General features: G+C 58.6%; 5 protein-coding genes and 1 pseudogene. 5 read left to right on the plus strand and 1 reads right to left on the minus strand.

Annotation, left to right across the window (positions count from 1 at the left end; genetic code table 11):
• The 5 genes from OQZ28_RS17250 to OQZ28_RS17270 form a co-directional block, all read left to right on the plus strand.
• Positions 1 to 242, plus strand: a 242-nt coding sequence (locus tag OQZ28_RS17250) for a hypothetical protein (protein WP_458136685.1), incomplete at its 5' end; no start/stop codon positions are given.
• A complete protein-coding gene (scpB, locus tag OQZ28_RS17255; RefSeq protein WP_225063129.1) occupies positions 239 to 763 on the plus strand; it encodes an SMC-Scp complex subunit ScpB in 525 nt (174 codons plus the stop codon). The genes OQZ28_RS17250 and scpB, both read left to right, overlap by 4 nt.
• A 151-nt stretch (positions 764 to 914) precedes the next feature.
• Complete coding sequence (locus OQZ28_RS17260) at positions 915 to 1,913, plus strand: site-specific integrase (protein WP_458136686.1); 999 nt, start codon at positions 915 to 917, stop codon at positions 1,911 to 1,913.
• 3 nt (positions 1,914 to 1,916) lie between these two features.
• Positions 1,917 to 2,702 carry a hypothetical protein gene (locus tag OQZ28_RS17265; RefSeq protein WP_458136687.1) on the plus strand — a complete coding sequence of 262 codons (786 nt, stop codon included), beginning with the start codon at positions 1,917 to 1,919 and terminating at the stop codon, positions 2,700 to 2,702.
• 10 nt (positions 2,703 to 2,712) lie between these two features.
• On the plus strand, positions 2,713 to 3,471 hold the full coding sequence (locus OQZ28_RS17270) for a segregation and condensation protein A (RefSeq protein WP_458136688.1): 759 nt from the start codon (positions 2,713 to 2,715) through the stop codon (positions 3,469 to 3,471).
• Positions 3,472 to 3,528: 57 nt separating this feature from the next.
• Here the strand turns inward: OQZ28_RS17270 and OQZ28_RS17275 are convergent.
• Positions 3,529 to 3,641, minus strand: a pseudogene (locus OQZ28_RS17275) (IS5/IS1182 family transposase); the annotation flags it as partial.

The raw sequence follows: 3,641 nt of genomic DNA on the forward strand, positions 1-3,641 counted from the left end.
CGAGCAAGCCGCTCTTCAACATCAAAGAAACCAGGCTGTTTCATTATTCATTCATCCACCCAATCACCACAGGAGGTATGGAATCACAGATACGCACTCAAAACCATGGAGTTTTTAGAACCCTCCACCTGACAGAGACCTCTGGTGAGCCCTGTTCTCCGAAATTCTGGAGCAGATCCGTCAACGATATGTCCCCGGCTCTGGCCGCCGCCCCCGAAACGACCATATGCTTCTGGTCATGACGTCTCCCTTCCCCGATCCCGTCCGTTTGGCCGAAGCCCTGCTCTTCCAAAGCAGTGGTCCAGTATCGCGAACGATGCTGGCGCGGGCTCTGGGAGAGGACGTAGAGATTGCCCAGATCCTGAGCGAGGTGGCCAGGCGCACCGAGGGGCTGGGATTTGAGTTGGTCGCAGTCGGAGACGGCTGGATGTTCCGTACCGCTCCCGATCTCGCAGAGGCCCTGACAGAGGTGCTGGAGAAACCACCAGAGCGCTTACCCCGCGCGGTGTTAGAAGTTCTGCTGCTGATTGCCGCGCGTCAGCCGGTCACCCGACCCGAAATCGAAAGCTTCCGGGATGCCGCCCTGCCCCAGAAGACTCTGACCCTGCTGCACGAAAAAGGCCTCATTCGCAGCGTCGGTCGTAAGCCGGTGCCGGGTCAGCCTCAGCTCTGGGCCACGACCGAAACCTTTCTCGTGACCTACGGCCTGAAATCTCTAGCGGAGCTGGATCCGCTGCTGGAAGGCCTGAGAGGTCCGATTTAGGCCCTTTAGGGTTCGTTCTGAGGAAATTTTGAGACTATTTTTTATTTTTATGACACGTGGTAATGTTCTCTTACCGCGTGTTAAATCAAGGTTGCCTTAATTAGTGTCCTACGGCAGACTCATTGGATATTTCAGAGGGAAGATCACCGACATGACAGTCCCGACAGATCCCGCAGAGCGTCTCTCCGAAGCGCCCTCCCCTGCTCTGCAGAGTGCCTTGGACGCAGCAAAAGACAGTGCCCGGACCGCGGCCTATGCACCTGAAACCCTGCGAGCGTATACCCATGACTGGCAGGCCTTCTGTCACTGGTGCGACGAACACGGAACGTCCCCTCTTCCGGCCGCTCCTCCCATCGTCGCGGCCTGGCTGCACAGTCTGGCACCCCGTTTCAGCCGCTCGGCTCTCAACCGTCGCCTGGCTGCCATCGGCTATCAGCATCGCATGCGGGGGCTGGAGTGGAGCTCCGGCCATGCGGCCATCCGCACCACCCTTCGCGCAGCAGGACGTGTGTATGGCGCGCCGCAGAAGCAGGCCGCTGCCCTCACCTCCCAGGAACTCCGTAAGCTCGTCGCCCCCGAGCATAGCAAAACCGTCGAAGCGCTGGCAGATCTGCGCGATCGGGCCCTTCTGCTGATCGGCTTTGCCGGGGCGCTGCGCCGTTCAGAGCTGGTTGCTTTAACGACAGAGACCGTCCGGATCGTGGGAACCGGCGTGAAGCTCCATATCGCCCACAGCAAGACAGACCCCGAACACCGGGGCGAAGACATTTTTCTGCCGCGCGGCAAGCATCGCGAAACCTGCCCTGTCCTGGCCCTGGAGCGCTGGCTGAAGAAGGCCGAGATTATGGACGGTCCCCTCTTCCGGTCTATTAATCGCTGGGAGCAGGTGGGACGCGATGCCCTGCATCCGGATGCCGTCCGGCAGATCCTGCTGCGCCGTGCCAGGGTGGCCGGGCTTAAGGTGCCTTCCGGAGAACGCCTCAGCCCGCATGGGCTGCGTGCGGGCTTTGTCACCGAGGCCTTCCGGGCCAATGCCCGGGACGAGCAGATCATGGCACACACCCGCCACCGGGACCTGCGCAGCATGCGCCGCTATGTCCGTCGGGCCCGTCTGGACCTGGACTCTCCCGCCCATCTTCTGGACCTGTAGCCCGTGCCACAGACAACGGCTGAAATCATCGCGGACCTTGATGCGACAGTCGCGCGTCTGGAAGACTATCGTCTGGAACTGGAAGCGCGACCCGTTGCCCACGGGTATCTCGAACCGGGCCCCAGTGACGACGATGAACGGGGGGGCGGCTTTCGTCTTCCCACCCGTCCAGCGCTCACCCGCCACACCCCAAGGCCACCGGCAAGCGGCACGGCATTTTCAATCGACGGGTCAGAGCTGTTAGAGCCGAAGACCCCTCTTTGTCGTCCGCTATTCAATCCTCAACCGGACTGGCTAGCACATGTCTTGACCGTCACGGGGTCAGAAGCCGTGCTGGCCCAGTTCCGGGCGACAGCAGCGGGGACTGGCCGTCTATCGTGGGGGCCGGATATCACCAACTGCGAAGATCTGAGCCGGATCTTTCCCATTGGAGACGCCCGGACAGCCGCTTTGATCGGCCAGATTGTCCAGAGCCAGACGTTCCTTCTCGAACGGGAGGCAGGATCGGGCTCAGTTCCGTTTGACCTTAATGCCCTTTGTCCCATCCCTCTGGATCTTCTCTCCCTCGGCCCTGCTTCCTCCATGACACAAGCGTGGCTGTGGGAGCACTGGGGAACCTCCCGGCCACTGCAGCAGGTCGACGTCATGGACGGGCATCCGAAAAAGAGCACCAACCGCTGGAGTGTTTCTTTCTGGTCGGCGGACTGGACGCCCTGGGCGGCTCTTCAAACCATTGCGACCCAGTGGTCCGACCTCAGCTTTTCCATACGCCCGCTTTACGATGTCTAAGGGACTGCTTTTGGAAGTTGGAGCCTGGCAGGGCCCGCTGGAGGCGCTGCTGCAGGCCGTCCGTGGTCGTGCGATAGATCTTCGGACGCTTCCGCTGAGAGAACTGATCGAACAGTTTTTGATCTGCGTGGAAGAGGGGCTTAAAAACCGTCCCCTCGAACAGACTGCGAACGATCTTGTTCTGGCAGCGACCCTTCTTCAAATGCGCTCGGCTCTTCTGCTTCGGGAAGATACTGAAGAGCACCTTGCCGCCCACTCAGCAGCCGAGCAGATCCAATGTGCCCTGCTTCGAAAGAACACGCTTTTGCAAGCCGTGGAGTGCTTTGAAACTCGGCCGGTGCTGGGCGAAAATGTTTTTGGACGCGGGAAACTGCCCCCCTCGCCTTCTGCTGCTGAGACAGCGTCTTTAATCCTCACCCGGGACCTGCTGGACGCGCTTTTGTCAGCATCTCGTCGGAGGGCAAGGCTGCGGCCTCCAGAGAGTATCTTCCTACCCTCTTTTGTATCCCCTTTCTCGGTTAAGGATGCCGTAACATGGTGGCAAGCTAAGGGGCAGAAAAGTGGGAGAAATGTTTGGAAGCTTGTCGACTGCATTAAGGAAATTTCTGCCGGAGGAAGTCCTCCGAACCTGATGCAACGCAAGATGACGTGGGCCATACATTTTTCGACGGTTTTGGAGCTTGATAAACAAGGAGAAGTATACCTCCAACAACACCAGCCCTCGGGCGAAATTATAATTTCTAAATTAGAACTTGAGCTATCTATGTAATAATAAGTTTTTGTTGGTTTCTGGGATTTACTTGATATCTTTCTCTTAGAGCCTGAATCAGAAAGCGGTTTGATTGATTTTTCGCAGAACTCTGCGGATATGGGCAATCATCAACCACGCGTGGGATGACGAGATTGTTGCCTCGACATCCTTCGTGAGGCGACGGCAAC

The organism is Komagataeibacter sp. NFXK3, assembly GCF_054182245.1.